General features: G+C 64.1%; 25 protein-coding genes. 22 read left to right on the forward strand and 3 right to left on the reverse strand.

Annotation, left to right across the window (positions count from 1 at the left end):
* Positions 1 to 55: 55 nt before the first annotated feature.
* Positions 56 to 754 (reverse strand): thioredoxin-like domain-containing protein, encoded by a 699-nt coding sequence (locus DFR67_RS26215; RefSeq protein WP_110472411.1) that lies wholly within the window; start codon positions 752 to 754, stop codon positions 56 to 58.
* Between the two features lie 219 nt (positions 755 to 973).
* Here DFR67_RS26215 and rpmE point away from each other — a divergent pair, with 219 nt between their 5' ends.
* The 15 genes from rpmE to DFR67_RS26290 all read left to right on the forward strand — a co-directional run bounded on the left by rpmE (position 974) and on the right by DFR67_RS26290 (position 14,065).
* Positions 974 to 1,213: a 50S ribosomal protein L31 gene (gene rpmE, locus DFR67_RS26220; RefSeq protein ID WP_084835109.1), complete on the forward strand. Its 240-nt coding sequence runs from the start codon at positions 974 to 976 to the stop codon at positions 1,211 to 1,213.
* A 96-nt stretch (positions 1,214 to 1,309) separates the two neighbouring features.
* Positions 1,310 to 2,386 carry a peptide chain release factor 1 gene (gene prfA / locus DFR67_RS26225; protein WP_110472412.1) on the forward strand — a complete coding sequence of 359 codons (1,077 nt, stop codon included), beginning with the start codon at positions 1,310 to 1,312 and terminating at the stop codon, positions 2,384 to 2,386.
* The gene (prmC, locus tag DFR67_RS26230) at positions 2,383 to 3,243 is read left to right on the forward strand and encodes a peptide chain release factor N(5)-glutamine methyltransferase (protein ID WP_110472413.1); all 861 of its coding nucleotides are present in this window, start codon (positions 2,383 to 2,385) and stop codon (positions 3,241 to 3,243) included. The genes prfA and prmC overlap by 4 nt, the downstream gene beginning before the upstream one ends.
* On the forward strand, positions 3,240 to 3,893 hold the full coding sequence (locus DFR67_RS26235) for an L-threonylcarbamoyladenylate synthase (RefSeq protein WP_084835107.1): 654 nt from the start codon (positions 3,240 to 3,242) through the stop codon (positions 3,891 to 3,893). Before prmC ends, DFR67_RS26235 begins: the two co-directional genes overlap by 4 nt.
* A gap of 172 nt (positions 3,894 to 4,065) precedes the next feature.
* Positions 4,066 to 5,241: a glycosyltransferase family 4 protein gene (locus DFR67_RS26240; protein WP_110472414.1), complete on the forward strand. Its 1,176-nt coding sequence runs from the start codon at positions 4,066 to 4,068 to the stop codon at positions 5,239 to 5,241.
* Positions 5,242 to 5,526: 285 nt separating this feature from the next.
* Entirely contained in the window at positions 5,527 to 5,940 is a 414-nt protein-coding gene (locus tag DFR67_RS26245) for an ATP synthase subunit I (RefSeq protein WP_110472415.1), read from the forward strand.
* Positions 5,937 to 6,692: a F0F1 ATP synthase subunit A gene (gene atpB / locus DFR67_RS26250; RefSeq protein WP_110472416.1), complete on the forward strand. Its 756-nt coding sequence runs from the start codon at positions 5,937 to 5,939 to the stop codon at positions 6,690 to 6,692. The genes DFR67_RS26245 and atpB overlap by 4 nt, the downstream gene beginning before the upstream one ends.
* Before the next feature lie 82 nt (positions 6,693 to 6,774).
* On the forward strand, positions 6,775 to 7,026 hold the full coding sequence (locus DFR67_RS26255; protein WP_023957890.1) for a F0F1 ATP synthase subunit C: 252 nt from the start codon (positions 6,775 to 6,777) through the stop codon (positions 7,024 to 7,026).
* Between the two features lie 27 nt (positions 7,027 to 7,053).
* Entirely contained in the window at positions 7,054 to 7,575 is a 522-nt protein-coding gene (locus tag DFR67_RS26260) for a F0F1 ATP synthase subunit B (RefSeq protein ID WP_110472417.1), read from the forward strand.
* 3 nt (positions 7,576 to 7,578) lie between these two features.
* Positions 7,579 to 8,931, forward strand: a complete 1,353-nt coding sequence (locus DFR67_RS26265) for a F0F1 ATP synthase subunit B/delta (protein ID WP_110472418.1) — start codon at positions 7,579 to 7,581, stop codon at positions 8,929 to 8,931.
* A gap of 85 nt (positions 8,932 to 9,016) precedes the next feature.
* Positions 9,017 to 10,648, forward strand: coding sequence for a F0F1 ATP synthase subunit alpha (gene atpA / locus DFR67_RS26270; protein WP_110472419.1), 1,632 nt, complete (start codon positions 9,017 to 9,019; stop codon positions 10,646 to 10,648).
* Positions 10,649 to 10,701: 53 nt separating this feature from the next.
* Complete coding sequence (locus tag DFR67_RS26275) at positions 10,702 to 11,622, forward strand: F0F1 ATP synthase subunit gamma (RefSeq protein ID WP_110472420.1); 921 nt, start codon at positions 10,702 to 10,704, stop codon at positions 11,620 to 11,622.
* A 29-nt stretch (positions 11,623 to 11,651) separates the two neighbouring features.
* Positions 11,652 to 13,103: a F0F1 ATP synthase subunit beta gene (gene atpD / locus DFR67_RS26280; RefSeq protein ID WP_084835100.1), complete on the forward strand. Its 1,452-nt coding sequence runs from the start codon at positions 11,652 to 11,654 to the stop codon at positions 13,101 to 13,103.
* A 9-nt stretch (positions 13,104 to 13,112) separates the two neighbouring features.
* A complete protein-coding gene (locus tag DFR67_RS26285; protein ID WP_110472421.1) occupies positions 13,113 to 13,499 on the forward strand; it encodes a F0F1 ATP synthase subunit epsilon in 387 nt (128 codons plus the stop codon).
* 125 nt (positions 13,500 to 13,624) lie between these two features.
* Positions 13,625 to 14,065 carry a DUF2550 domain-containing protein gene (locus DFR67_RS26290; RefSeq protein ID WP_110472440.1) on the forward strand — a complete coding sequence of 147 codons (441 nt, stop codon included), beginning with the start codon at positions 13,625 to 13,627 and terminating at the stop codon, positions 14,063 to 14,065.
* On the opposite strand, the gene DFR67_RS26295 is transcribed toward DFR67_RS26290, so the two are convergent.
* The gene (locus DFR67_RS26295; protein ID WP_110472422.1) at positions 14,062 to 14,661 is read right to left on the reverse strand and encodes a cob(I)yrinic acid a,c-diamide adenosyltransferase; all 600 of its coding nucleotides are present in this window, start codon (positions 14,659 to 14,661) and stop codon (positions 14,062 to 14,064) included. The two genes, DFR67_RS26290 and DFR67_RS26295, sit on opposite strands and share 4 nt — an antisense overlap.
* A 225-nt stretch (positions 14,662 to 14,886) precedes the next feature.
* Between DFR67_RS26295 and murA the strand changes: the two genes are divergently transcribed.
* The 7 genes from murA to DFR67_RS26330 all read left to right on the forward strand — a co-directional run bounded on the left by murA (position 14,887) and on the right by DFR67_RS26330 (position 23,478).
* Positions 14,887 to 16,152 carry a UDP-N-acetylglucosamine 1-carboxyvinyltransferase gene (gene murA / locus DFR67_RS26300; RefSeq protein ID WP_110472423.1) on the forward strand — a complete coding sequence of 422 codons (1,266 nt, stop codon included), beginning with the start codon at positions 14,887 to 14,889 and terminating at the stop codon, positions 16,150 to 16,152.
* A 154-nt stretch (positions 16,153 to 16,306) separates the two neighbouring features.
* Positions 16,307 to 17,578 (forward strand): NDMA-dependent methanol dehydrogenase, encoded by a 1,272-nt coding sequence (mdo, locus tag DFR67_RS26305; protein ID WP_110472424.1) that lies wholly within the window; start codon positions 16,307 to 16,309, stop codon positions 17,576 to 17,578.
* A gap of 28 nt (positions 17,579 to 17,606) precedes the next feature.
* On the forward strand, positions 17,607 to 18,662 hold the full coding sequence (locus DFR67_RS26310) for a MadB family AAA-type ATPase (RefSeq protein WP_110472425.1): 1,056 nt from the start codon (positions 17,607 to 17,609) through the stop codon (positions 18,660 to 18,662).
* 17 nt (positions 18,663 to 18,679) lie between these two features.
* Positions 18,680 to 20,218 carry a MadC family VWA domain-containing protein gene (madC, locus tag DFR67_RS26315; protein WP_425451347.1) on the forward strand — a complete coding sequence of 513 codons (1,539 nt, stop codon included), beginning with the start codon at positions 18,680 to 18,682 and terminating at the stop codon, positions 20,216 to 20,218.
* Between the two features lie 64 nt (positions 20,219 to 20,282).
* Entirely contained in the window at positions 20,283 to 21,449 is a 1,167-nt protein-coding gene (locus DFR67_RS26320) for an iron-containing alcohol dehydrogenase (RefSeq protein ID WP_110472426.1), read from the forward strand.
* Complete coding sequence (locus DFR67_RS26325; protein ID WP_110472427.1) at positions 21,446 to 22,810, forward strand: MadS family sensor histidine kinase; 1,365 nt, start codon at positions 21,446 to 21,448, stop codon at positions 22,808 to 22,810. The genes DFR67_RS26320 and DFR67_RS26325 overlap by 4 nt, the downstream gene beginning before the upstream one ends.
* A complete protein-coding gene (locus DFR67_RS26330) occupies positions 22,810 to 23,478 on the forward strand; it encodes a MadR family response regulator transcription factor (RefSeq protein WP_110472428.1) in 669 nt (222 codons plus the stop codon). Before DFR67_RS26325 ends, DFR67_RS26330 begins: the two co-directional genes overlap by 1 nt.
* Here DFR67_RS26330 and mftM read toward each other — a convergent pair.
* Complete coding sequence (mftM, locus tag DFR67_RS26335; protein WP_110472429.1) at positions 23,475 to 24,332, reverse strand: mycofactocin oligosaccharide methyltransferase MftM; 858 nt, start codon at positions 24,330 to 24,332, stop codon at positions 23,475 to 23,477. The genes DFR67_RS26330 and mftM overlap by 4 nt on opposite strands.
* Positions 24,333 to 25,045: the final 713 nt, after the last annotated feature.

Raw genomic sequence — 25,045 nt, forward strand, 5'->3', positions numbered from 1 at the left:
GGTTGTAACCAGTGGTTTTGCCGGAACAAGGTGGGTTTGTTGTCTGCGTCGGCGGTCAGCTGTCGGGTACGTCGCCCTGCCGAGGATCGAACGGCGGGGGATCGGCCAAATCGAATACCCCGGGCACCGCCGAGCACGTCGCTCCTGGCTCCGGGAATCCGGTCGCAGTCGGGTCTTCGGGGTAGACGCCGGCCTGAGAGTTCTGCTTGGTGGCAGCTATGAACTGATCGATTCGGGGGTCGTCGGCGTCTTCGAGTTTGAGCTGGTGTCCCCAGGACTGCACCGAGATCGGGTGGTCGAGCCCCGGGTACGGCGACATCAGCGTGTACTCGACCCCATCGACTCGTGCCGCCAGTAGATCGATGTCGTCGTCGTCGAGGTCCTCGGGGTTGTAGGCGATCCACACCGCGCCGTGTTCGAGGGAATGCACCGCGTTCTCGGTGCGGATCCCGGTGGGGTAGACCACCCCGGTGCATCCCGCCCACCCGTAGTCGTGGGTTCCACCCAGTGGCGGGGAGTATTGATACCGCACGCGGCCGTCGCGGCCCACGTGCTGCGGGGACGGGTAGTAGACCTGCAGGACCCCGTCGATCTGATCGGTGGGATCCGGATTGTCGGCGCTCGGGACGAAATCCTCGGCGGATCCGGCGCCCGTCGAGGCTCGAACAGCCTGCCCGGTCTCGGCTGACTGGCAGCCGGCCAGCACCGCCACCAGCGCCAATCCGGCTGCGGCCGACCGTAATGTGTGTGCCACGTTCCCACCCGTCTGTTCGGTGGAATGTTTCCCACCGGTCCGTCGTTGTCACCATCGTGCCGCAGATGTCGGATCGAGCTGTTGCCGGTGGGTGCCGCGCACGTCACCGATTGGCTCAGAGACCAGCGCTTCTGGCATACTGAGCGGCCAGAGTCCGGTTCCGGTTCACACCTTCGATCCGCGAAGGTGACCCGGCGACCACCGAAAGGGACACCAGAAATGAAGCAGGGAATTCACCCCGAATACGTCGAGACCACTGTGGTCTGCGGCTGCGGGAACACCTTCCAGACCCACTCCACCAAGGAAAACGGTCGGATCAACGTCGAGGTCTGTTCGCAGTGCCACCCGTTCTACACGGGTAAGCAGAAGATTCTCGACACCGGTGGCCGCGTCGCACGGTTCGAGAAGCGTTACGGCAAGCGCGCAGCCAAGAAGGACGACGCAGCAGCCGAAAAGTAGCTTGTCCGACCGGCGCCCATCTCTGCCCTCGCGGCGGAGGTGGGCGCCGGTTTCGTTGTGCGCCTCATCGTTGCCCCACTGCCAAGGAATCAGGTCATGAGTACTCCCGAGCCGTCCGCGATCGACGACATCCTCGCCGAGCACGCCGGCCTGCAGACTCAACTGTCGGATCCCGCCCTGCACGACGACCCCGCCGCTGCACGCCGGGTGGGCAAGCGGTTCGCAGAGCTCGCGCCCATCATGGCCACCTACACCAAACTCGCGGCGGCGCAGGACGACCTGGAGGCCGCGCGTGAACTGGCGGCCGACGACAGCACGTTTGCCGCGGAGATCCCGGACCTCCAGCGAACGGTCACCGAACTCGACACCGCGCTGACCGATCTGCTGGCCCCTCGCGATCCGCACGACGGCGATGACGTGGTGCTGGAGATCAAATCGGGTGCCGGCGGTGAGGAATCGGCGCTGTTCGCCTCCGATCTGGCCCGGATGTATCTGAAATACTGTGAGCGGCACGGCTGGAAGGCGCAGACGCTCGGGCTCACCGAATCCGACCTCGGCGGATACAAAGATGCCACGATCTCGATCAAATCCAAGGGTGACGGTCCCGACGGGGTGTGGGCCCGACTCAAGTTCGAGGGCGGTGTGCACCGCGTCCAGCGTGTCCCGGTCACCGAATCGCAGGGGCGTATCCACACCTCGGCCGCGGGCGTGCTGATCTACCCGGAACCCGACGAGGTCGAACAGGTCCAGATCGACGAGGGCGACCTCCGGATAGACGTGTACCGCAGCTCCGGCAAAGGTGGTCAAGGGGTCAACACCACCGACTCGGCGGTCCGCATCACCCACCTTCCGACCAACATCGTCGTGACGTGCCAGAACGAGCGCTCACAGTTGCAGAACAAAGCTCGCGCGATGCAGGTCCTGGCCGCGCGTCTGCAGGCTGCTGCGGAAGAGGCCGCGAACTCGGAGGCGTCCGAGGGCCGTGCAGCTCAGGTCCGAACCGTGGACCGTTCGGAGCGGATCCGCACCTACAACTTCCCCGAGAACCGCATCACCGATCACCGCATCGGGTACAAGGCGAACAACCTCGATGCTGTGCTGTCCGGTGAGATGGATGCCTTGCTGGACGCGCTCAAAGCCGCCGATCGCCAGGCCCGCCTCGAGGCGGAGTGAGCGTTCGTGAGATCCGTCGCGCGGCGACGGATGTCCTGACCACCGCCGGTGTCGAGACCCCGGATGTCGACGCCACGTTGCTGCTGGCGCATGTCGTCGGCAGAACCGTCGGCGAGCTGGTCCTGGTCGACGATCTGACCGACGACCAGCTCTCTCGATTTCATGAACTCGTCAGGCGGCGCGCGACCCGGGAGCCACTGCAGCACATCGTCGGCCGGGTGCAGTTCGGCTCGGTCGAGGTCGAGGTGGGCCCCGGTGTCTTCATTCCGCGGATGGAGACCGAACTCCTCTGGTCGTGGGGATGCGAAGTCCTCGCCGCGGTGGCGGATCCGGTCGTGGCGGACCTCTGCAGCGGCAGTGGCGCGCTCGCCCTTGCGTTGGCGGATTCGGTCGCAGGTTCGACCGTTCACGCGGTGGAGCTCGATCCCGATGCGCTGACCTGGCTGCGGCGCAACGTCTCTCATCTCCCACAGCGGGTCCGTGACCGAGTGGTCGTGCACCAGGGGGATGTGCGTGATCCCCGAATCCTCGCGGGGGTGTCGGCCGATCTTGTCGTTGCCAATCCGCCGTACATCCCGATCGGAGCGGACCTTCCCGTCGAGGTGGCCGAGCACGATCCTGTGCTGGCGCTGTTCGGCGGCGACGATGGGATGTCGGTGATCACCCCGATGATCGAGACCATCGCCCGTGTGCTGGTACCGGGCGGTGCCGTCGCGATCGAGCACGATGACACGACCGGTGCGCTGGTGATGGCGGCCCTGGACACCAGTGGCGACTTCGAAGGGATCTCCCAGATGAAAGACCTCTCCGGTCGGGCGCGTTTCGTCTCGGCGCGACGTGCAAAGATGAAGCCGTGAGCACTACGTTCGATTGCAGCAAACCCGACTCCCGGGCGGCCGGACTTCGCGCTGCCGTCGGCGCCGCCAAGGGTGGCCGCCTGATTGTGATGCCCACCGACACGCTGTACGGGTTGGGTTGCGACGCTTTTGATTCCGAGTCCGTCAACAGCCTGCTGGCGGCCAAGGGACGGGGTCGGGACATGCCCGTCCCGGTGCTTGTGGGGTCATGGACCACCATCGACGGCTTGGTGCTCTCGGTGTCGCCGACTGCCCGCGAATTGACCCGCGCCTTCTGGCCGGGTGGTTTGAGTCTGATCGTCCACCAGGCGCCTTCGCTGGCCTGGGACCTGGGAGATACCCGCGGCACGGTGATGTTGAGGATGCCGCTGCACCCTGTCGCGATCGACATCCTGCGAGAGGTCGGCCCGATGGCCGTGTCGAGTGCCAACATCTCGGGGCGTCCGCCGGCGACGACTGCGGCGGAGGCCCGTGACCAACTCGGTGAGTCCGTCGCGGTGTATCTCGACGGCGGGCCGGCCGAGAAGGCCATGCCGTCGACCATCGTCGATCTGACGGACATGGCACCGAAGATAGTGCGCGAGGGCGCGGTGACGGCGGAACAGATCGCCGATGTGTTGGGCACCGGTGTGGAGAGTTTGCGGGTCTGAAGAGGATCGCCGTTCCGAACGTGACGTCCCGCACCGATGACGGAAGCGAATTGTCGACGACCGGCAGCATTTCGACATCGTCGACGGGCCTCGTTCGGTGAATTCGATGAGCACACTAGTAGCGTTGACCCGTGCTTGCGGCCGAGACGACTTCGATGGGTAGGGCAGCGACATGTTGATCGCCGCCCAGTCCGGCCTCACGAGCAGTGGCGCCGGCGTACCGCTGCGCGAGTTGATGCTGGTGGGGCTCACCGCTGCGGTCATCACGTATCTGCTCACCGGACCCGTGCGAGTGGTCGCCACCCGCGTCGGCGCCGTCGCCGTGCCGCGGACGCGCGATGTGCACGCCGTCCCGACACCTCGTCTCGGTGGAGTCGGGATGTACGTGGGAGTGCTCGCGGGGATGGTGCTGGCGGGTGAGCTGCCTGCGCTGACCCGTGGATTCGCGTACACCGACGACATGAACGCGGTGGTGGTCGCCGGCGGGGTGATCGTGCTGGTGGGAATCATCGACGATCGGTGGGGGATCGACGCGCTGACGAAGTTCGTCGGGCAGCTCACCGCAGCGGGCGTCTTGGTCATCATGGGCGTGAGTTGGACCGTGTTGCCGGTGCCGTTCGGGGAGATCGGGACTGTCGTTCTCGATCCGCTGCAGTCGGGGCTGCTGACCATTGCCATCACGGTGACGACGGTCAATGCGATCAACTTCGTGGATGGCCTCGACGGTTTGGCCGCGGGGCTGGCTCTGATCGCGGCGTTGGCGATCTGTGCGTTCTCGTTGGGACTGCTCCACGATCAGGGCGGGGACGTGAGCTACTACGCGCCTGCGCTGATATCGGCGATCTTGGCAGGTGCTTGCCTGGGATTTCTGCCCCACAACTTCCAGCCCGCCCGGATCTTCATGGGCGACTCCGGTTCGATGCTGATCGGGCTCATGCTGGCCGCGGCGTCGACCAGCGCTTCGGGCAGGATCGCGATCAATGCCTACGGACCGGCTGATGTCTTCACCCTGCTGGCGCCGATCATCCTGGTGGCCGCGGTCATGTTCATCCCCATGCTCGACATGTTGATGGCGGTCGTGCGTCGCACGCGCGCAGGCGTCGGCTTCTATACGCCCGACAAGATGCACCTGCACCATCGGCTTCTCGAGATCGGTCACTCGCACCGGCGGGTGGTGTTGCTGATCTATCTATGGGTGGGGGTGCTGGCCTTCAGCGCGGCTGCCAGCACGGTGTTCTCCGCGTCGGTGGTGCTCCCGCTGCTCGGTGGTGGGCTCATCTTGGCCATGATCGCCACCATCGTGCCCCGGCTCCGGAGGCGGAACAGGGGCCGTCCGGCGCCCGCATGAGGGCGCCGGGGGATCGCCCGAAGCGGTCGCGTAGCCTCATACGAAGTACAACCTAACCCGGACATTCGGGGCATTACCGGACGTAGTACTATCGTCTGTAGTAGCCAAGATCGGCAAGGTGAAAGCCGCAATTGTCGGCAACGCACCCCCCGATGGACGGCCACAAAGTTGTTGATATGGTCACAGGGATCGACGAGCTGTCGCCCGGGTCATGATTTGGATCGACGGGCGCGGCTCTGCCACGCTGCCCAGAGCTAGCGAAACGCTAGACCCTTGAGGAGAGGTATGACGACGTCAAGCTCCGACTCGGCGCCGGTATTCCCGGAAGCTCCGCTGAGTCTGGTGCGACCCGCAATTCTGAGTGGATTGTTGGTTGTCGTCGCGGTCGTTGCCGGCGCCTACCTCGGGCACATCATGTTCGGCATCTGGATGTTCTTCGGAATTGCCCTGAGCTTGGCCAATGCCAAGCTTGTTCAGCTTTACGTGCAAGGTGTCACCGCAGAAGAGAATCCGCGTAAGCGGCCATTGGTGGTCAACTCTGCACTGCGACTCGCGATCCTCACGGTCGTCGCGCTGGTGGTGGCATTTCTTGCCCGACCAGACGGACTCGGCGTGATGTTCGGTCTCGCGTTGTGTCAGGTGATCCTGGTTCTCAATACAGTGATTCCAGTGATGAAAGGACTTCGTACCCAGTCATGACAGATACGTCGTATCTCGCCGAGGCGCAGATCGAGGTCGGTCACCACACCGTGGTGGAGTTCCTCGGCATGTCCTTCAACCTGGACACCATCATCGGCACCTCGTTTGCGGCCTTGGTTGTCATCGGGCTGGCGTTCTTCGTGCGGGCCAAGTTGTCGTCGGGCAAGCCGAACTCGGTCCAGTTGTTCTTCGAGGCCCTGACGTCCCAGATGCGGGCCCAGGTCGAAGGCGGCATCGGCATGAAGGTGGCGCCGTTCCTGCTGCCCCTGGCCGTGACCTTGTTCATCTTCATCCTGGTCGCCAACTGGATATCGGTGCTGCCGGTTCAGTACGGCACCAGCGAAGGGGGCACGCATGAGCTCCTGAAGCCGCCGGCCTCCGACGCCAACTTCGTCTATGCGCTCGCACTCTTCGTCTTCGTCGCCTACCACGCGGCCGGCGTTCGCCGCCGCGGCTGGCTCGGGCACCCCAAGGCTTTGGTGAAGGGTCACGCGATCGGGCTCGCCCCGATCAACATCATCGAAGAGATCGCCAAGCCGGTTTCGCTCTCACTCCGTCTTTTCGGCAACATGTTCGCCGGCGGTGTGATGCTTTCGCTGATCGCGATTTTCCCGGCCTACATCATGTGGGCCCCCAACTCCATCTGGAAGATGTTCGACGTGTTCGTCGGTTTGATCCAGGCGTTCATCTTCACTCTGCTGACCATCTTGTACTTCAGCCAGTCAATGGAGCTGGAGGACGAGCACCACTAGATCGACCCCTTGCCGGCGCAATGCTGGCGGGGCCCAAAGACCTGGCAATTCGATTGTCAGTACCACCGAAAGGGAAAAGTAAATGGATCCAATGATTGGCATGGGTGCACTGATCGGCGGCGGTCTGATCATGGCCGGCGGCGCTATCGGCGCCGGTATCGGTGACGGTCTGGCCGGTGCGCAGCTGATCGCGGGAATCGCGCGTCAGCCCGAGGCCCAGAGCCGGCTGTTCACGCCGTTCTTCATCACCGTTGGTCTGGTCGAGGCCGCGTACTTCATCAACCTGGCCTTCATGGCGTTGTTCGTCTTCGCCACCCCGATCAGCGCCGAATAGATCTCGGGAAACAGATAGAAAGACGCCATGGATCTCGCCCAAGAGAACTTCCTCATACCGAACGGCACGTTCTTCGTAGTGCTGATCATCTTCGTGATCGTGCTGGTGGTGGTCGGCAAGCTGGTCGTGCCGCCGATCCGCAAGGTGCTGGAGGAACGCGAACAACTCGTTCACCAGACCCATCTGGACCATCGGGACGCCACCAAGAGTTTTGAGGATGCCGAATCCGAGTATCGGACGGCACTCAAGGGTGCTCGTGTCGAGGCGACCGGGATCCGCGACGAGGCACGTGCCAAGGGCACCGAGCAACTCGAGGAAATGCGTGGACGTGCCACCGAGGCATCAGACGCAGTTCAGCGTGAGACCTCCGAGCAGCTGGCTGCCGAAGGGCAGCGGGCTGCATCGGAGGCCCACGCGGAGCTCGGCAGGCTCGCCTCCGGGCTGGCCAGCCGTGTCCTCGGCTTCGACGTCGCATCGGACCCGAAGTTGTCGGCATCCGTCGATCGCATCTCCGCTAAAGAGGACGAGAAGTCCGGGACGGTGGGCTAATCAATGTCGATTTTCATCGGACAACTCGTCGGTTTCGGCATCGTTGTCCTGGTCTTCGTGAAATACATCCTGCCTGTTCTGCGCAAGACGATCGCCAAGCAGCAAGAGACGATCGCCGAGCAAGAGGCCGAGAGCGAGCGCGCCAAGGCAAAGCTCGCCGAGGCCAAGGATGCCCACGCGAACGCACTGGAGCAGGCTCGGGCCGAGGCCAGCAGGATCCGCGAGGAAGCTCGCGGGGACTCGCAGGCCATCACCGAGCAGATGCGGGTGCAGGCGGACAAAGAGGTCAAGCGGATCTCGGAGCACGGCAAGGCTCAGGTCGAACTCAATCGGCAGAACCTCGTCCGTCAGCTCCGCGGCGAACTCGGTATCGCGTCGCTCGACGTGGCCGCCAAGTTGGTCCGCGAGCATCTCGAGGACCCGGCCGCCAAGTCGGATTCCGTGGATCGTGCCATCTCCGAACTGGAAGGGATGGCCGGCGACGAAGAATCGTTTGACACCACTCCTGCATCGGAGACCGTGGGAACCCGATCGATGCGTGCAGTCAGCCGCGACTCGGTCCGCTCCCTGGCCCGCGGTTTCGACGAGAAGGCGTCATCGCTCGACGACGCCACTTTACACACCGTGGCAGAGGACCTGTCTTCTGTTGCCGCACTTCTGGTGACGAACCCTGTTCTGCGTAAGCACCTTTCGGAGAACGCCGATTCAACCGACCCGAAGGTCGCGCTCGTCGACTCGCTGTTCTCAGGCAAGGTCGCGGGCGCAACCCTCGACGTTCTCAAAAACGCCGTCGCCGCCAAATGGTCTACTGCCGGCGATTTCTCGACGGCCATCGAGCGGCTGTCGCGTCTGGCTCTACTGACCGTCGCCGACCGCGACGGAAAGATTTCCGAGGTCGAGGACGAACTGTTCCGCCTCGGTCGCCTGCTCATCGCCGAGCCGGAGCTCACCCGGTTGCTATCGGACTACCACACCCCTGTGGAAGGCCGGATCCAGCTGGTGGACAACGTGATCGGCGGCAAGGTGACCGATCACACGAAAGCGCTTGTGGCCAACGCGGTTCGGCTACAGCACGGTTTGACCCCGATCGACGTCGCCATCGGTGACATCGCCGAACTGGCTGCAGCACGCCGCGGAGAGTCGGTCGCGCACGTGATCGCCGCGTCGGAGCTGACCGACGCGCAGACCGAACGCCTGTCTGCAGTGCTGGGCCGGATCTACCGTCGCGAGATGTCGGTGCAGACGGAGATCGATCCGCAGCTCCTGGGCGGACTGAAGGTGCTGGTCGCGGACGAACTGATCGAAGGCGACATCGCCAGCAGGTTGACCAAGGCCAGCGAAAGCCTGCCGAAGTAGCGACCCGCGAGCCCCTCCGGAAACCACTTCCGGAGTGGGCAGACAGAAGACCACAAGCACAAACGAAAGCAAGGAACGAGTACTCATGGCGGAGTTGACGATCTCATCCGACGAGATCAAGGGAGCGATCGAGCAGTACGTCTCGTCATTCGAGGCCGACGCATCTCGCGAGGAAGTCGGCATTGTTACCGATACCGCTGACGGCATCGCTCACGTGAGCGGTCTGCCCGGCGCGATGGCCAACGAACTCCTCGAGTTCCCCGGCGGTGTGCTGGGTGTGGCCCTGAACCTCGACGAGGATGAGGTCGGCGCGGTCATCCTCGGTAACTACGAGGAATTGCAAGAAGGCCAGCAGGTCAGTCGTACCGGTGAGGTGCTGTCGGTCCCCGTGGGCGACGCCTTCCTCGGACGCGTGGTGAACCCGCTTGGTCTGCCCATCGACGGACAGGGCGACATCGAGTCGAACGAGCAGCGCGTGCTCGAACTCCAGGCCGCCTCGGTGCTGGAGCGCCAGCCGGTCGAGGAGTCGCTCGCCACAGGCATCAAGGCCATCGACGCCATGACCGCCATCGGCCGTGGACAGCGCCAGCTGATCATCGGCGACCGCAAGACCGGCAAGACCGCGGTCTGCATCGACGCCATCCTCAACCAGAAGGCCAACTGGGAGAGCGGCGACGAGAGCAAGCAGGTTCGCTGCATCTACGTCGCGATCGGCCAGAAGGGCTCGACCATCGCCGGCGTCAAGACCGCGCTGGACGAGGCCGGAGCGATGGAATACACCACCATCGTCGCCGCACCCGCATCCGACTCGGCCGGCTTCAAGTGGCTCGCCCCGTACACCGGCTCGGCCATCGGCCAGCACTGGATGTACCAGGGCAAGCACGTCCTCATCGTGTTCGATGATCTCTCCAAGCAGGCCGAGGCCTACCGCGCCATCTCGCTGCTGCTGCGTCGTCCGCCGGGCCGCGAAGCGTACCCGGGTGACGTCTTCTACTTGCACTCCCGTTTGCTGGAGCGTTGCGCCAAGCTGTCCGACGAACTGGGAGGCGGATCGATGACCGGCCTGCCGATCATCGAGACCAAGGCCAACGACGTCTCGGCCTTCATCCCGACCAACGTCATCTCGATCACCGACGGTCAGGTCTTCCTCGAGTCCGATCTGTTCAACAAGGGTGTCCGGCCTGCCATCAACGTCGGTACCTCGGTGTCGCGCGTCGGTGGCGCAGCGCAGACCAAGGGCCTCAAGAAGGTCTCCGGTTCGCTGCGTCTGGAGCTCGCCCAGTTCCGCGAGCTCGAGGCGTTCTCGGCGTTCGCCTCGGACCTGGACGACGCCTCGAAGGCACAGCTCGAGCGCGGAGCCCGCTGGGTCGAGCTGCTGAAGCAAGACCAGTATTCACCGGTGTCGGTCGAGGACCAGATCGTCTCGATCTACCTGGCCGGCGAAGGCCACTTCGACTCGGTCGCCATCGACGACGTGCGCGGCTATGAATCCGATCTCCTCGGCAACCTGCACCACAGTGCCAAGGGTGTCTACGAGTCGATCGCCGGCGGCAAGGCGCTCTCGGACGACCAGGCCGAAGCGCTCAAGGACGCCGCTGACAACTTCAAGAAGTCGTACCAGGGCTCGGACGGCCCCGGAGGCGTGAACGAGGCCGACGCTGACGCGCTTGCCGCCGACGACGTCGAAAATGAAGAGATCAAGGTTCGGAAGTCCTAGGACATATGAACATCCGACCATTTTCGACTAATCCGAAAGGAGTGTGAGTTCCCATGGCGAGTATTCGCGAACTGCGCTCACGCATTCGGTCAGTCCAGTCGACGAAGAAGATCACCAAGGCCCAGGAACTGATCGCCACGTCGCGGATCACCAAGGCCCAGGGTCGTGTGGCTGCGGCCAAGCCGTACGCCAAAGAGATGACCACGGTCCTCTCGGAACTGGCGTCCAGCTCCGGAACGCTCGACCACCCGTTGCTGGTGGCCAGGGAGAATCCGAAGCGTGCTGCAGTCCTCATCGTCACGAGTGACCGCGGCATGTGCGGTGGATACAACTCGAACGTCTTGCGAGAGGCCCGGTCACTGATCGAGCTGCTCGAGGACGAGGGCAAGAAGCCGGTCATCTTCATCACCGGTCAGAAGGGTGTCGGCTACTTCACGTTCCGCGGGATGGACATCGCGGGATCGTGGACCGGCTTCTCGCAGCAGCCGGAGTTCCCGGACGCTGCAGCGGCCACCGATCACCTGGTCGATCTGTTCGTCGCCGGTTCCGGCACCGAGATCGATGCCTGGAACGGAGAGGGCACGATCGAAGGTGTGGACGAGCTGCATCTGGTCTACACCCGGTTTGTCAGCATGCTGACCCAGGCGCCTGAGGTGCGGCGTATCGCACCGCTGGTCGTGTCGGAGGCTGAAGAAGGCGAAGAGACAACACCGGCCCGGAACTACTCGTTCGAGCCGGGAGCAGAGACCTTGCTGTCGGCACTGTTGCCGAAGTACGTGGCGACCCGCGTGTATGCGGCGCTGCTCGATTCGTCGGCCTCGGAATCGGCCGCTCGCCGGACGGCCATGAAAGCGGCCACCGACAACGCCGAGGATCTGGTCACGTCGCTCTCGCGAGAGGCGAACCAGCTCCGGCAGGCTCAGATCACTCAGGAAATCAGCGAAATCGTCGGTGGCGTAGAGGCCCTCGCGTAATCCCCTCGCGTAATCAAGGAAGAGACAACATGACCACAGCTGTAACCGAATCCTCCTCGGATTCGAAGGCCGGCTCGGTATCCGGTCGGGTCGTCCGAGTCATTGGCCCGGTCGTCGACGTGGAGTTCCCGCGCGGCTCGATCCCAGAACTGTTCAACGCGCTGCACGCCGAGATCACGCTGCCAACCGTTGCCAAGACGCTGACCCTCGAGGTCGCACAGCACCTCGGCGACAACCTGGTGCGCACCATCTCGATGCAGCCGACCGATGGCCTGACCCGTGGCGCCGAGGTCACCGATACGGAGAAGCCGATCTCGGTTCCCGTCGGCGACGTCGTCAAGGGCCACGTGTTCAACGCACTCGGCGACTGCCTGGACACCCCGGGACTCGGCCGTGACGGCGAGCAGTGGGGCATCCACCGCAAGCCGCCGTCATTCGATCAGCTCGAGGGCAAGACCGAGATCCTCGAGACCGGCATCAAGGTCATCGACCTGCTCACCCCGTACGTCAAGGGCGGCAAGATCGGACTGTTCGGTGGTGCCGGTGTCGGCAAGACCGTGCTCATCCAGGAGATGATCACCCGTATCGCGCGTGAGTTCTCCGGCACGTCGGTGTTCGCCGGCGTCGGCGAGCGCACCCGTGAGGGCACCGACCTCCATCTCGAGATGGAAGAGATGGGCGTCTTGCAGGACACCGCCCTGGTGTTCGGTCAGATGGACGAGCCGCCCGGCACGCGTATGCGCGTCGCCCTGTCGGCCCTGACGATGGCCGAGTACTTCCGTGACGTGAAAAACCAGGACGTGTTGCTCTTCATCGACAACATCTTCCGCTTCACGCAGGCCGGTTCCGAGGTGTCGACTCTGCTCGGTCGTATGCCCTCGGCAGTGGGCTACCAGCCCACCCTGGCGGACGAGATGGGTGAACTCCAGGAGCGCATCACCTCGACCCGTGGTAACTCGATCACCTCACTGCAGGCGATCTACGTGCCCGCCGACGACTACACCGACCCGGCGCCCGCCACCACGTTCGCGCACCTCGACGCGACCACCGAGCTCTCGCGGCCCATCTCGCAGCTGGGTATCTACCCGGCCGTGGACCCGCTGACCTCGACCTCGCGCATCCTGGAGGCCTCCATCGTCGGAGACAACCATTTCCGGGTTGCCAACGAGGTCAAGCGCATCCTTCAGAAGTACCGCGAACTCCAGGACATCATCGCCATCCTCGGTATGGACGAATTGTCCGAAGAGGACAAGGTCACCGTCCAGCGCGCCCGTCGTATCCAGAAGTTCCTGGGTCAGAACTTCCTCGTCGCAGAGAAGTTCACCGGCCAGAAGGGTTCGGTGGTATCGCTGGCCGACACCATCGAGGCGTTCGACCGGGTCGCCAAGGGCGAGTTCGATCATCTTCCGGAGCAGGCGTTCAACAGCTGCGGTGGACTCGACGACGTCGAGGCTGCGGCCGAGAAGATCACCAGGAAGTGACAGGTACTCATGGCTGACACCGCATTCCACGTCGAGGTCGTCGCGGTGGATTCCGAGTTGTACTCCGGTGAGGCGACGTTCGTGATCGCGCAGACCACCGAAGGTGAACTCGGTCTCCTCGCCAACCACGAACCTCTCCTGGGTCAGCTGATCCAGGGTGGCTTCGTGTTGATCGAAGAGGAGGGCGGCTCGCGGAAAGTGGCGGCGGTCCAGGGTGGATTCCTTTCCGTCACCGGAGAGAGCGTCACCATCCTCGCCGAGTCCGCCGAATGGGCAGACGATCTCGATCGCACCACCGAAGAAGAGGCGCTCGACCTCGCTGAAGAGGGTTCGGACGAGTACCTCCGCGCGCAATCTCGGCTACGCGCGCTCGATGAGTTGGGCCAAGTCAAGTAAGTCGCCGGACAAGTGGCATCCTGTTGACAGGGGCCATGTGAACGGCTGAACGGTACCGGTCCCCGCAAACTTCACATGTTTGCGGGGATCGGTGCATTTAGCGGGGGCTGAAGGAGGTGTCGGTTGTGCACTGGAACTTGATTGCCCTCGTCGTGGTGGCGGTGGTCACCGTGGCGGTGTTCTACCTGGTCTATCGGATCACCCAGCTACGTGGATCCGGCACGTCGGCGTTGCTGCGAGTGCTGCCCGCCGAGGATGGACGCGCCTGGCGCCACGGTGTCGTGCGCTACGACGACAACGCGATGGAGTATTTTCGGCTCCGCAGTATGCGCGGTGGGCCTGCACGGTCGGTGTTGAGACAATCCGTCGTAACCAGAGGCCGTCGGACTCCGACCCCCGCAGAAGGCGATGTACTCGGGGACGGGATGGTCGTCCTGGAGCTGGCCGATCGTGGGGGCGCGTTCGAGCTGGCTCTCGATGCCGGTGCGGTGACAGCCTTCCAGTCCTGGCTCGAGTCCCGCCCGTCGCAGCGCGCCGAACGATCCCATCGAGAACGGCGTCGTTAGTCTTTCTGATCCGATGCGGCGCGGGTGCGCTGCTCGCCTGGCTGCCAGAGCACGTCACCGCTGGGATTTGCCACTCGCGACAGGATGAACAGCAGGTCCGACAACCGGTTGAGATATTGTGCCGGCAGGGTGCTGGTGTCGTCAGGAAACGCTTCGATCGCCGCCCATGCCGACCGCTCTGCCCTGCGCGTGACGGTACGCGCCACATGCAGCAGCGCACTGAGCGCGCTGCCTCCGGGCAGGATGAACGAGTTCAAAGGCTCGAGTTGGTCGGTGTAGTGGTCACACCAGACCTCGAGATCATCGATATAGCTCTGCAACAGGCGTAGCGGCGGATACTTCGGATTCTCGACCACAGGGGTGGACAGGTCCGCCCCGGCGTCGAAGAGGTCGTTCTGTACCCGGGTGAGGATCTCGGCGATCTCGGGGGCGGGGTCGCCCAATGCCAGCGCCGCCCCGATCGCAGCGTTCGCCTCGTCGCAATCGGCGTATGCGGCGACGCGGGGGTCATTCTTCGACACCCGGGAGAAGTCGCTGAGTCCCGTGGTACCGCTATCACCCGCGCGGGTGTAGATCCGGGTCAGATGTACAGCCATGTGTGTAAACGTACCCGGTGGGGATGAACAGGCGAAAATGCCGGGCCGGGGCCGATATTCGTGATGGTCGTGTCTGCGGGCACGCCAATCGGTTGCAAAGTCGGCCAAGGCCTGAGCGCCTCGAAGGCCGCGGCCGAAGGCGGCTGATCGGCGCAGAAACGTTGGGTGCAGTGCTTATGTGGCCCGTCGCGGTTGCCGCGCGGCCGGTCGCTTACGCTACCTCTCGTGGGTGATGATCGTTTTCTGGTGACCGGCGGCGCACGGCTGTCCGGCGAGGTGCAGGTCGTGGGCGCCAAGAACAGTGTGCTGAAGCTGATGGCGGCGGCGCTGCTGGCCGAGGGGACGACGACCATCACCAATTGCCCGCAGATTCTCGATGTACCACTGATGGCTGAGGTTCTGCGCGGTCTCGGGGCGACGGTGACCTGTTCTGGCGACACCGTGGTCATCGACACCCCTGCGGAGCCGAAGTACCACGCTGATTTCGACGCGGTCAAACAGTTTCGGGCCTCGGTCTGTGTGCTCGGGCCACTGGTCGCCCGCTGCCATCGCGCCGTGGTCGCCCTGCCGGGCGGCGACGCGATCGGCTCGAGGCCCCTGGACATGCATCAGAACGGACTGCGTCTGCTCGGGGCGCACAGTGTCATCGAACACGGGTGCGTGGTCGCGGAGGCCGACAAACTGGTCGGAGCTCCGATTTCACTGGAGTTCCCGTCCGTGGGGGCCACCGAGAACATCCTGATGGCGGCAGTGCTGGCCGAGGGGACCACCACCATCGACAACGCGGCCCGCGAACCGGAGATCGTCGATCTGTGCGTGATGCTGGTCCAGATGGGCGCGAAGATCAGCGGGGCGGGCACCTCGACCCTGACCGTAGAGGGCGTCGAGCGTCTCACCCCCGTGACGCACCGCGTGATCGGTGATCGCATCGTCGGAGCCACCTGGGCGATTGCTGCCGTCATGACTCGCGGCGACATCACCGTTCAAGGCGTCGACCCCGCGCATCTGCAGCTGGTGCTGACCAAACTGGCCGGCGCCGGCGCCGAGATCACCAAGTACGACAACGGTTTCCGGGTCGTGCAAACGACCCGCCCGAAGGCGGTCAACTACTCGACGCTGCCGTTCCCCGGATTTCCGACGGACTTGCAGCCCATGGTCATCGGGTTGGCCGCGATCAGCGAGGGGATGTCGGTGATCACCGAAAACGTCTTCGAGGCCCGATTCCGTTTCGTCGAAGAGATGGTCCGCCTCGGCTCCGACGCCCGGACCGACGGTCACCACGCCGTGATCCGGGGCATCGAACGACTGTCCAGCGCTCCCGTGTGGAGTTCGGACATCCGCGCCGGTGCCGGGCTGGTGCTGGCCGGGCTGGTGGCCGACGGTGTCACCGAAGTCCACGACGTGTCGCACATCGACCGCGGCTATCCGGACTTCGTGGAGATCATGCGCAGCCTCGGCGGCGACATCGAACGGGTCACGCCCGAGGAGTGAGTGCGGCATCGCCTGTCCATATGGCCAGGTGCGGTAGCTGTCGGTATGGACATGGTTACCGGTGGCCGGGTCAGGTGCCCTTGTGCGTGGTGTGACCTGGGCAACATCCTTGTGAGGCAACAGTTTTCTGCCCTCGCAAAAGGAGAGTCCGGCAATGGCCATTGAGCTCAACCAGATTTGGGATTTCCCGATCAAGGAATTCCACCCGTTCCCCAAAGCCAAGCTCGGTGTCGGCGCGCACGACATGATCGGCGTCGAGGCAAAAGACCTCGGAATGTCACGGGTTCTGCTCATGACCACCGGTCTCCGCGGTTCGGGCATCATCGAAGAACTGATCGGCAAGATCGAGTACCAGGGTGTCGATGTGGTCCTCTACGACAAGGTGGAGTCCAACCCCAAGGACTACAACTGCATGGATTCGGCTGCGCTGTACCAGTCGGAGAAGTGTGACGGCATCATCTCCGTCGGTGGTGGCTCGAGCCACGATGCCGCCAAGGGCGCCCGCATGGTCATTGCCCACGATGGCCGCAACATCAATGAGTTCGAGGGTTTCTCGAAGGCGACGAACAAGGAGAACCCGAAGCACATCGCCGTATCCACCACGGCAGGTACCGGTTCGGAGACCTCGTGGGCGTACGTCATCACCGACACGTCGGACATGAACAACCCGCACAAGTGGGTTGCCTTCGACGACACCTGCCTCGTCGACCTCGCGATGGACGACCCGCTGCTGTACTACACCTGCCCCGAGCACTTCACAGCATTCTGTGGCTTCGACGTACTGGCCCACGCCAGTGAGCCGTACGTCTCGCGACTGGACTTCGCACCGTCGCTGGGTAATGCGAAGTACTCGATCGAGCTGATCCGCGATCACCTGCGGACTGCGGTGTACGACCCCCGCAATCTCGAGGCCCGTACCGGCATGATGCACGCGCAATACATTGCGGCGCAGGCCTTCAACTCGGGAGGTCTGGGATTGGTGCACTCGATGTCGCACGCGGTGAGCGCCTTCTACGACAGCCACCACGGACTCAACAATGCCATCGCGCTTCCTCGTGTGTGGGAGTACAACCTCCCGTCGCGCTTCGAGCGCTATGCAGAGATCGCCGCCCTCATGGGTGTCGACACCTCGAAGATGACCAAGGTCCAGGCAGCTGACGCGGCAGTCGAGGAGGCGATCCGACTTTCGAAGGACCTCGGAATCCCGGACAACTTCGGTCAACTGTCGGTCAACAGCTACGACAAGAACCGGATGAACACCGGTAAGTACGAGGGTCGTGGCGACAAGATGGACACCTCGGACAAGCAGATCAAGGCCGTCGCCGAACACATGATGGGCGACTGGTGCACGCCGGGCAATCCCCGCGAGTCGACTGTCGAATCGCTGATCCCGATGGTCACGCACGCGTTCACCGGTACGTACTGAGTTTTCCCGCTCACCAAGAAAGGACGGCATGACTGAGTTGGCGGACGTGAACCAGACCGGTTCGCAGGCTGAGGCTTTCGAGAGTCCGGGTGCTCTCGCGGATGCGCTTCGGGGCGAGGGTTACGTCATCGATCGCGACCTCTCGGTGGTGGTACACCTGGCAACCGTGCTGGGCAGGCCTCTGCTGCTGGAAGGACCCGCGGGAGTGGGCAAGACCGAACTCGCGAAGTCGTTGGCGGCGGCCTCGGGCCGTCGGCTGATCAGACTGCAGTGCTACGAGGGCCTCGATGACGCTCGTGCACTGTACGAATGGGATTACGCCCGTCAGCTGCTCCATGTCCAGATGCTCCGCGACCGGATCACGGCGGAGTTGTCCGAGTACGAGGATCTGTCGTCCGCCTCGGCGGCCCTGGCGCGCAAGGACGTCGGTGTGTTCACCGAGGACTTCCTGGTCGCCAGGCCGCTGTTGGCGGCGATCCTCTCACCGGAGCCGGTGGTGCTGTTGATCGACGAGATCGACCGTACAGACGAGGCGATGGAAGCTGTGATGTTGGAGGTGCTGGCCGAACGACAGGTCACCATCCCCGAACTGGGTAGCTTCACGGCCCGTTCCGAACCGTGGATCGTATTGACCTCGAATGACACCCGGGAACTGTCGGCGGCGTTGAAGCGGCGTTGTGTGCATTTCTCCGTGGAGTATCCCGATGCTGCGCGGGAGCGGGAGATCGTGGCGTCGCGGGCCCCGGAGGTCGAGGAGGCGGCAGTCGCCGACGTGGTGGCACTGGCGGGACGGCTCCGTGATCTGCCATTGCGCAAGAGCCCGTCGATCGCCGAGGTGATCGACGCCGCGCGGGCGGCCGCGATCCTGGGTGATGATTCACCCGATCGCACCAGAGCACTGATGTCGCTGCTGGTGAAGTTCGGCGCCGACGTCGACACCGCGATGACCGCACTGCGCAGCGAGGCTGGGTCAGATCAGTCGCGCGCCGCCACGGAGATCGCTGCAGACGGCAGCAGTCCACGCGGTTCGGTGACCTCGGCGGCGTTCGGCGCGGGCCGCGCCCGGTCGGCAGGCCGGCGATAGCGGTGGTCGAGTCGGCGGTGAGGGCATCGGGGTCACAGAGTTCCGGGGTAGGGGTCGCTCGCCGCGACCCCGTCCTGGACATCGTGGCAGGGGTTCTGGGTCGAATGCTCCGTCGGCGCGGGGTGCGGGTGTCGCCCGCAGAGACCATCGAGGCGCGACGGGTCCTGGCGTTGTTCGGCACGGACCTACCGGTGCTGCGGCCGGCCCTGCAGGCCGTGACGGTGAAGTACGACTACGAGGTCGAGGCCTTCGAGTCGGTGTTCACCGCATTGTTCATCGACGGACCGTCCGCCGCCCACAGTCCTGACGCGCTCCCCGCGATCAGGGGCACCGCGGGCGGCCTGCCGGAAGAGTTCGCCTGGGACCCCGAGTTCGAAGGCGCTTCCCGGATGATCGGCGCCGATGAGCACACCGACGAGATCGGTGACCTGATGGAGACCGATTCTGAGGGTGCCGAACGGCACGGGGATTCCGCGCATCGTGAAGAGAACGACTTCACGGTGTCCTCGGGTGCGGAATCGCTTGCGGTCGACCCCGATTCGGATTCGGTGTCCGGCGGCATCACGTACACGATCGAGGTCGACAACGCAGGCGCTGCCGATGTGGGGGAGATGGCGTCGTCGCCGATGCGGGTGCGATCAGGACTTCTGACCATCACCGATGCCCAGGCGGTGCTCGCCGGACTCGACGGCTACGACGCCCGGCGCGTCTACGGAACTGCGGGCGACGATGACCTCACCGCCGCTCAACTGGACCATCTGATGGCCGCCATCGAAGCTTTCGTCGAGGCGCTGACACCTCCGGTACCGACCACCTCGCCGGCTGCACCCGCCGGCGACGCAGTGGCGGTGACGCGCGCCGACATCGACCAGGCGTGCCATCGCATCATCCGCCGGATGCGGGGTGCCCCCAGGACGCGTGCGCGATCGCAGGGCAGCGGCAGGCTCGCGATCCGGCACACGCTTCGAGCCGCGTTGAAAACAGACGGCGATCCGGTCCATCTTTTCCGGCGTACCCGTGTTACCGGCCGGATTCGACTCCTCATCGTTGCTGATGTGTCCCTGTCGGTGCGGCCGGTTGCGGGCTTCATCCTGCGGATGGCGCAATCGCTGCACGGCATCGCCGACCGCTGCACGGTGCTGGCGTTCGTGGACGATCCGATTGACGTGACGACCCCGCTGTTGGTGGGCCACGGCGATGATGCGCTGGCTCGAGTACTGTCGGCGCCCGGCCTAGATCTGGCCGCGACCAGCGACTACGGGCAAGTTCTCGAAAGGATGCTCTCGACCCACGGAGGGTTGCTCGACCGACGGACCAGCGTGCTGTTCGTGGGGGATGCCCGCAGCAACGGTTTCGCCGGCCATCCGGAATTGCTGGGCGAACTCAGGCGTCGGGTCCATCGGCTCGCCTGGATCACTCCCGAGCCGAGCAGGTATTGGAACCAGGCAGGCTGCGACATGACCGAGTATTCGGCTCACTGTGACGAGGTCGTGTCGGCGCGCGATGCGGCAGAATTGATCGAGCGGGCCGACGAGATCGGTACGGCACTCTCGTGATGGCGGCGGCGGAAACCGCCGCAACCCGCGGTCGTGAGTTGTTTATCGGAGTAGGAATAGACAGATGACGCGCAACACGCCTTCGCCCCGGGTGGTGAAGTTCCATGCGCCGGAGATGATCATCGGCGAGGGCGCCCTGGCGGAAGCCGCGCTCGCCGCGTCACGGTTGGGGATGCGACGGCCCTTGCTGGTATCAGATCTGCGAGTGGGCGCCACCACCTGGTACGACGAGCTCACGGCGACGAGCAAGTCGGTGGGGCTGCGGGCGCAGCGGTTCACCGGGGTCTCCCCGAACCCGCGAGCCACTGAGATCACGTCCGCGTTCGAGAGGTACGAGCGTTTCGCATGCGACGGGATCATCGCGCTCGGGGGCGGCTCGGTGATCGATGCCGCGAAGGGCGTCGCCATCCTTGCCTCGAACGGTGGCCACATACTCGAGTACGAAGGTATCGATCGCGCGAGCAGGCCGCTCCCGCCGGTGGTCGCCATCCCGACCACCGCGGGTAGCGGTTCCGACGTCTCGCAGTTCTGCATCGTGAACGACAAGGCGCGAGGCACCAAGATCACGATCATCGGTCGCGGCCTGGTGCCGGATGTGACCGTGGTGGACCCCCGGGTGCTGGCGACCGTTCCAGCCGAGGTCACCGCGCAGTGCGGTATGGATGTGTTGACCCACTGTATCGAGGCGTACGTCTCGATCGCGCATAGCCGGATGACGGACACCTTTGCGCTGCAGTCTATTTCGACAACCTGGCGCAACTTGGAGCGACTGGTGGACAACCCCTCGGACCCGGTGGCCTCGGTGGCGATGGCGCACGCTTCGCTGGAGGCCGGGATGGCCTTCACGAACGCGATCCTGGGAGCTGCGCACGCGATGAGTCACCCCGTCGGCGGGCACTGCGATGCACCGCACGGGGCCATCAATTCCGTCCTACTCCCGCACGTCATCCGCTACAACGCGCACGTCTGCGCTGACGGATTCGTCGATCTGGCCGCAGCTGTCGGGATCTCCACCGACGGTTCCTCCATGGATGTCGCGGAACGTCTGGCAGACCAGGTCGCGAAATTCGCCGGACGGATCGGGATGCCTGGGACCCTGACCCCGCTCGGCGTGGAGAAGGCCGACATCGAGACGCTGTCCGGCCACGCGCTCGCCGATTCGTGCATGACGACCAACCCGCGCCAACCCGACCGGGACACCGTTGCGGGAATCTATCTGGAAGCGCTGTGACACCGCGCCCGGACGCCGCAGGCGATCTGGAATCGCTGGTGGGCCTGCGTTCGGTCAAAGGAACGCATTACGCGCAGTTCCGAGGTGTCGAACAGCGATTGACCCGGGTGGTCGGCGCGCTGGAACGGATCTCGCGGGCACTGGTCCGAACGGCGGAAGGTCCGGAGACCCTGGTGATCGCTGTGCTCGATGCCGCGCGTGAACACCTGAATGCGGATTGGGTGTTGTTCGCCCTCAGCGATGGTCGTCTCGAGCGCACGGGTCCGCGTCATCTGATGATGGACGCAGGCGGTGTTGTCTACGCCTTCGAAGGTGTCGACTCGGCAGCTGAGCCCGAGGATCTGCCGGACGACGTCCTGAACCGGCTCAACGACATCCTTCGTGGTCAGGTGGTGAGGCTCGGCAGGCCTGTGATCGACGACCACCACGTGCACGTCCCGGTGGAGTTGAACGGTGAGGTGGTCGGTGGACTGTCCGCCTGGATGCCACCGACTCACACGGTTGATCCGGCTGATGTGGTGGTGTTGCGCATCCTGGCCGGCCAGGCCACTGTGGCCCTGCTGAACGCTGCGCTCTTCGAAGAGAGCAGGCATCTGCTGGTGAGGGCAGAGCAGGCCTACGACGAGAGTCGACTGCACGCTGCACGTCTGGCCGACCGCAACACCGAACTCGAACGCACCCAGCGTGAGCTGTCTGCGGCGATGCGCCAAGAGGTCCTCAACACCGAACGATCCAGGATTGCCAGAGAGCTCCACGATTCGGTCGCTCAGTCCGTGTTGTCGGCCGGGGTTCAGATCGAGGTCTGCCGAATCGATGCCGGTCCTGCCCTTGCCGATCGATTGGCGGTGGCGGGGAAGTTGACCAAAGACGCAGTGGAGCAGGTGCGTTCGGTGATCTACACCCTCAATCATGCCCCCTCAGCCGGAGATGGAGACCTGGCGGCAATCCTCGACGAACTCTGCTCCATGCACATGCCCGCAGATCTGCGGACCGATGTGAAGGTCGTCGGCAGGCAGCGGGATCTGTCGCACGAGATCCAGCATGCAATTCTGCGGATCGCGGGCGAGGCGCTGTTCAACACCGCGATCCACGCGCAGGCCACGACCGCGAAGGTCGTCTTGACCTATGCCGATGCCGAGGTGCGGTTGACCGTCGATGATGACGGGCGCGGTGAGCCGGACCACATGCGCCGGGTGATGCGGACCGCAACGGTCGGTGACCTTTCCGGGCGACATCACGGGTTGGCCAACATGCGATCGCGTGCAACAGAACTCAGCGGTGATCTTCGAATCCGGCGCTCCCGTCTCGGGGGCGTTCGCGTACTGGTCGAGATCCCGACAACACAGAAGGCGGACACCTGATGGACCTCATCGATCGCGAACGTGGCGAACGGACCCGGCCGATCCGCACGATGCTGGTGGATGATCACGCACTGTTGCGTGAAGGGATGCGGTCATTGCTCGAACGCGAGAGCAGCATCTCGGTGGTGGGGGAGGCCAACACGGTCGCCGAGGCCTTGGCGGGCGTGGCGCACTGTTCGCCGGACGTGATGGTGGTCGATCTGAAATTGACCGCCGGTGCCGACTACGAGGGCCTTCGTCTCATCAGCGAATTGTCGAAGCGCTATCCGTCGGTGGGTGCGCTGGTACTCACGACCTTCCTCGACGACGAGTTGGTGGTGAGGGCCGTCCGAAGCGGCGCGAAGGGGTACGTGGTGAAGGACATCGACACGACCGAACTCGTCCGCGCGATCAAGTCGGTCTCGCGCGGCGACAGTGCCTTCGACCCACGTAGCGCTGCGGTCGTGCTGCGGGCCGTCACCGGTCAGGGCAGTTCGGAAACGCTGACCGATCGGGAACGACAAGTACTCCAGCTGTTGGCAGATGGCTTGTCCAACAAAAGGATCGGCGAGACACTGTTCATCTCACCGTCGACGGTGAAGTTTCATATCCGTAACATCATCCGCAAGCTGGGGGTCAGCAAGCGGACCGAGGCGGTGTACACCGCAAGCAAGCGGGGTTTGATCTAGGCGCGCGGTGGCTGCAGTACGAGCCAGCCACCGTGGTCGGCGAAGATCCGGGCGCCGCGATGGTCCGCGTGCGCGGCCCAGGCGACGAGGGTCTCCGAAGTCAGCCGCTGGTGGTGACCGAAGTGAGGACTCGGTACGTCCTCGAAGGGAACCGCGATAATCACCCGTCGACGCGCCACTCGCATCGCTTCGCCGATGGCAAGGTCTACGTGGTCGGGGAGGTGCTCGAGTAAGTGGATGAGGGTCACGGTGTCGGCGGAGTCGCTGGGATAGGGCAAGTCGACGGCGTTGCCGACCCGGGCGCGCACCGGCAGGTTCATGCGGTTGGCAGCTGTGCCGAGAAGGTCGACTGCGCCGGCGGAGAGGTCGCAGGCGGAGACATCGAAACCGGCGGCCGCTGCTCGTAGGGCAAAGAAGCCGAAGCAACTGCCGACCTCGAGGACACTTTTCCCTTGGAGCAGCGACAGCGCCCGGTGGTGAATCGGGGCGAACGGCGAGCGGCCGGAGTCGAGTTCTGCGAGCGAGTTCCGGTAGAACGCCTGCCAGCAGGTATCCGGGCGGTCACCGCAGGTGAGGATCAGGCCTATGGCCGCTTCTTCGAACTGTTCCTGCCCTGACAAGACACCCGAATCCACCAAATGCACGAGTTCGTCGATCATGAGCGCGTCCGAGATGGTCTCGGTTGTCAGTGCATGGCGGATGTCGAGGACACCCTTCTCATCGCGTGCCCAGGTCAGGAGACCGCTCCGGTGGTATCCGAGCGGGATCGGGTCGCTTTGGGCCAACAGTGAAACATGTTGTACAACTACGGACTTCGAGACGTGGCGCCGCCGGAGCAAGGTGGGGGTCGACATTCTCTGACGCTACGGCGATCTCCGGGTTGCCGGTAACTGTCCAAAGGGCCTCAGTACCTGTCCAAACGGTGAGTCTCTGCGGCTCACGCCGAGCGGCCGACGAACGAATGGCCACAACGGTTCTGTCAACGGGACGCGCGCACAATGGACCGGTGTCAGGCGTCACAGCGCCCGCAGGCATCCTTTCGGCTGCGCAGAGCGCCCTTTGATGCCCGGCCGCGCCACCCTGACCTGCGTGGATTCACGTGAGGGCTGCTGTTGTCCAGGCGATTTGACGCCACGGACACGACTCCCGTAACTTTCTTCAAGTCAGCGAGTGAGGCGCCGGAGAGCGAGAGTCCGGAGCGGCCCTAACACCGACGGGAACTTTCCCGAAGGAACAACGTTGACCACCCAGGATGGAAACGAGTCCACTTCAGTGTGGAGCGTATCGTCGTGGGTGGCCTGAGGTCAGACGATCACGGGATGCCACGGACCGCCACGAAAACGGGAAGTTGCGCTCGGGAAGCAGACCAGGTAAGCTGGTAGAGTTGCCTCGGAGACGGGGACAACATCTGCTAGACAATAAAATATCTTTGCCGGGATGGCGCTGCGTGTGTGGTGTCGAAGTCGGTGGGGGTGTGTTCTTTGAGAACTCGATAGTGTGTCGATGGATTGTTAGTGCCAATTTAGGTGCTGCGTTCTGTCACGGTGACGAAGCCTTCCTATGTGGG

Origin of the sequence: Williamsia limnetica, assembly GCF_003217475.1 — a bacterium.
Taxonomy (GTDB): Bacteria; Actinomycetota; Actinomycetes; order Mycobacteriales; family Mycobacteriaceae; genus Williamsia; species Williamsia limnetica.